This window comes from Pseudomonas sp. LSJ-87 (assembly GCF_032971465.1).
In the GTDB taxonomy this organism is placed as follows: domain Bacteria; phylum Pseudomonadota; class Gammaproteobacteria; order Pseudomonadales; family Pseudomonadaceae; genus Aquipseudomonas; species Aquipseudomonas putida_Z.
In genome coordinates, this window is record NZ_JAWJYQ010000064.1 from 1 (window position 1) to 3810 (window position 3810).

Here is a 3810-nt window from a genome sequence, read left to right on the forward strand (position 1 = left end):
CCCATCATTCCGGTGGCGGTCATTCGGCCGCCAGGCGCCCCTTGTTCTGCCGCTCCGCCTTGTACTGCATGGCCACCGCCGGCGCCGGCTTGGCAGCACCGGTTTCCAGCCACTGACGCATGCGGCTGGCATCGGCGAAGTGGGTGTACTTGCCAAAGGCGTCGAGGATCACCATGGCAACCGGGCGGTTGTCCATGCGGGTCAGCAGCACCAGGCAGTGCCCGGCTTCATTGGTGAAGCCGGTCTTGGTCAGCTTGATGTCCCAGTTGCTCTTGTTCACCAGGTGGTCGGTGTTGCGGAAGCCCAGGGTGTAGTTGGGCTTGCGGAAGGCCACGGTCTTCTCGCGGGTGGTCGACAGCTCGCTCAGCATCGGGTACTTGCGCGACGCCATCAGCAGCTTGGCCAGGTCACGGGCCGTGGACACGTTCTGCGTCGACAGGCCGGTCGGCTCGACGTAGCGGGTGTGCGCCATGCCCAGGCTGCGGGCCTTGGCGTTCATCGCCTTGATGAACGCCGGGTAGCCGCCGGGGTAATGGTTGGCCAGGGTGTTGGCCGCACGGTTTTCCGATGACATCAGGGTAATCAGCAAGGTTTCGCGGCGGTCGAGCTGGCTGCCCAGCCGCACACGCGAATACACGCCTTTCATTTTCGGGTTGTTGGCAAGGGTCATGGTGAGCATCTCATCCATGGGCTGCTTGGCATCCAGCACTACCATCGCCGTCATCAGTTTGGTCACCGAGGCAATCGGTACCACGCGGTCGGCATGGCTCGAATACAGTTCCTGGTTGGTGTTCAGGTCGATCAGCAGGGCACTGCCCGAGGCGAGATGCAGCTTGGATGGGTCACGTTGAACCTGGGCCGGGGGTTGTGCAGCAGCGGTCGACGGAAGGGTCGCAGTACCTGTGAGCAACAGCAGCAGGCTGAGGATGGACAGGGATGTTTTCACGTTGAGGCTCACTAAAAGTTGGTATGTCGTTGGCTGTGCAAGGGTTTTCCCCCAAAAACCGCTGCATTCTGGAGTATGGCTGATTTGCTGTCGAATGCCTTATGACTAAAGGGCGCAACGTGAACGAAATTTAATCCGGTACCTGTCCTGTACCCATCATCACTCTGCCGAAGACAGCAGAACAACCTCGAAGGTCGTCCCTTCCTCTTCGGTCGACTCCACCTCAATTCTGCCACCGTGGTTCGCCACGATCTCCGATGCGATGAACAGGCCAAGGCCGAGCCCCGCTGCGGAGCCCCGCTCTCCGGATGAGTAGCTCGAGTATCGCCCTTCCGGCTTGAAGATGTAGGGCATCACCTCGGGTGCAATAGGCTCTCCGGAATTCTGGACGCTGACCCGTGGAACACCATCCCCCCTGGCCACCGTGACCTTGATCGGGGCCGTCGCATCGCCATGGCGCAGGGCATTGCCTATCAGGTTGGAGAAAACCTGAGAGATGCGGTCAGGGTCGAATTGCCCGGTGATGTGCGCCTGCTCATCCAGGATGATCCGCGCGTGCGGGAACGCCGTGCGCAGTTCGTCGATGACAGCCTGGCAGATAGAGTTCAGATCCACTTTCCGCAAATCCACTGGAATGCCAGTCCCCAGGTTGCAGCGGGCCAGATCCAGCAAATCGTTGATCATGACATTTGCCCGATGTGCACTGGTACAGACCTGGGTCGCCAGTAACTTTCCCTTTTCATCCAGCCCCGTCTGCCGCTGGATCAGCCCGCCAGCCATGAGTATCGCGCCCAAGGGCGAACGCAAATCATGACCGAGCACGGCGAGCACCATTTTCCGGGTCGCCTCGACTGCCGTTCCGTAGGCCGCGATCGACTCTACGAGCGCCTGGTCAATCGCTTCATTGAACCGGATCATGTCCTGAACATGATGCGCGTCTGCGAACGATTCCTGGGTAAGCCAGAGTGACAGAACGCTTGCGCGCAATGCCCGGTATTCGGACACCATCTGATCCATCGAGAACCCAGCTATCAAGCGAGCAACCGCGTGGGTCTGCGCTGCGGTTTCGCTGGAACTCCTGGGGCCTCTCCCTTGTGCTTTCTCGGACTGTTGTTGCCTGCTCTGGGGCGTTCTCATGTCTGCGGCCACGGTGCGGAGCAACTCCTCGGCATGATTGCGCAAGCCGATGGAGTCCTGCTTTGGCAGCTCTGTTTCAACCGAGCGGGCGTAATTTTCCCAAGCCTGGAGAATGGGTTCCATACTGCTACCAATGAAATCGAACAGTCTCATGGGGCCTAACCCTGATCAGGAAAAAAGACATCCGAGTAGCTTGGTTCATCCGGGATACAGGAAGTTTGAGCGGCAGTCATGAGCGGCCCACCTGGAGTTCAGCCAAAGGCGATCCCGATGCAACCTGCGTCTGGGGGGCAGGGCACCGGGATCTCTTGCCGGCTGCCTGGGTTCAGGCATGGGTCAGCGAGAGGTCGCTGATGATGCAGATCGAGCCGTCATCGGCGGGCGTGGTATCGGTGTAGTCCACCTGGTTGTAGACCCCGCCGTGGAACTCGAATAGCTGTGTAGCCCAGGTGCTGTCGAACTGCAGATCGCCGGACGTACCGCTCACGCCATTGCACTTGGCCGTAACGTTGACCACGCCTGCTGCGGTGGCGTGGATGCTCACCTCGAACTTCGCCCCCAGCGGTACCCCCTTGAGCACCGTCGAGTTGATCGGGTCAGTCTGGTTGTAGGTCCGCCGAAAACCCAAGGTGATGTCGCCCTTTTTCCAGAACACCTTCACGGGCGGGCTGTCGTCCCCGTAGACGTGCATCTGCGCGATGACCACCTTCTGCGCCCAGTTGACCTTGGTCAGTGTCATTTCCTGGCGATTCCAGTGATCCGGGGCGCCGCCCAGGGTCCAGTATTTCGGCTCCGACCACTCGCAGCGGGTCCTGCGGGTGCTTTTGCTCGAAGCGCCTTTGGTGGGGGCAGACAACTGGACCGAACCGTCGCTGAGTACTGTCACGTAGTTCGGGTACAGGGCAATCGCTTCGCTGCCGGTGAGTTCGACCGCTAGGGTGCTGATCGACGATTCGGCTACCGGAACGGCGATGGTGAGGTTGCTGATATCTACGCTCATGGGGGGAACTCCTGAATGAATATGACGGTTAGTGCCGCAGCAGCACGATGGCGGCTGCTGGAATAAAATTTAGCCTTACGCTAAATCATCGTCAATAGCTCAGGGCTAAAATTATTTCGCCGGGCGACAAATTACCTGTTGGCGAAAATTTTCTGCAGCGGGGCTTTACGCTTGATTTGGCGGTGAGATAAGCTTTCCTTGAATGCTGTACGAATATACAGCTGTCAGGATAAGAATATGTCTAAGCACATGAAATCGACGCCCCATCAGCGCCAGGAAATGACCGGAATAGAGCGGCTGAGCTTGCGGGTATCAGCGATGATCAACCACCCGCTCGCGCAGACGCAGCGCTGGGTGACGGTGCATCGCCTGGATACCGACGGTGATGCCGAGTGGGAGGAGGTGATGGGCCTGCTGGCCGAGACGCCCGAGCTGGAACTGACCTTCAACGACGACGAGAGCGTGACGGTGCGCTGGGAGCGCGGCAGCGTGGAGGAGCGCGACGACTTTATCGTCGAGCAGGACAGCGAGCAGCAGGTCGAGGAGGCGGCACCTTTCTGAAGGTCAGAAAGAGCCTGCGGGGTAGCGTAATACTGTTCACTCAAGTCTGATGTGACATCGATTGGGGCTTCCTTGCAGCCCTTCGCGGGCAAGCCCGCTCCCACAGGAATGTGCATTCCTTGAGGCCTGCATCGTACTTGTGGGAGCAACTGTCTTGCTCAATTTC

The 3810-nt window shown here is 59.3% G+C and carries 4 protein-coding genes; 1 reads left to right on the plus strand and 3 read right to left on the minus strand.

All coding sequences use genetic code 11. The features are described 5' to 3' along the window. Positions 1–19: 19 nt before the first annotated feature. From pbpG to RYH74_RS24825, 3 genes are all read right to left on the minus strand, one after another. Entirely contained in the window at positions 20–946 is a 927-nt protein-coding gene (gene pbpG / locus RYH74_RS24815; protein ID WP_317410468.1) for a D-alanyl-D-alanine endopeptidase, read from the minus strand. A 159-nt stretch (positions 947–1105) separates the two neighbouring features. Then, positions 1106–2236: a HAMP domain-containing sensor histidine kinase gene (locus RYH74_RS24820; protein WP_317410469.1), complete on the minus strand. Its 1131-nt coding sequence runs from the start codon at positions 2234–2236 to the stop codon at positions 1106–1108. A gap of 172 nt (positions 2237–2408) precedes the next feature. Continuing rightward, entirely contained in the window at positions 2409–3083 is a 675-nt protein-coding gene (locus RYH74_RS24825; RefSeq protein ID WP_317410470.1) for a polysaccharide lyase family 7 protein, read from the minus strand. Positions 3084–3320: 237 nt separating this feature from the next. Here RYH74_RS24825 and RYH74_RS24830 point away from each other — a divergent pair, with 237 nt between their 5' ends. Then, entirely contained in the window at positions 3321–3644 is a 324-nt protein-coding gene (locus RYH74_RS24830; RefSeq protein ID WP_317410471.1) for a DUF1654 domain-containing protein, read from the plus strand. Positions 3645–3810 lie beyond the last annotated feature (166 nt).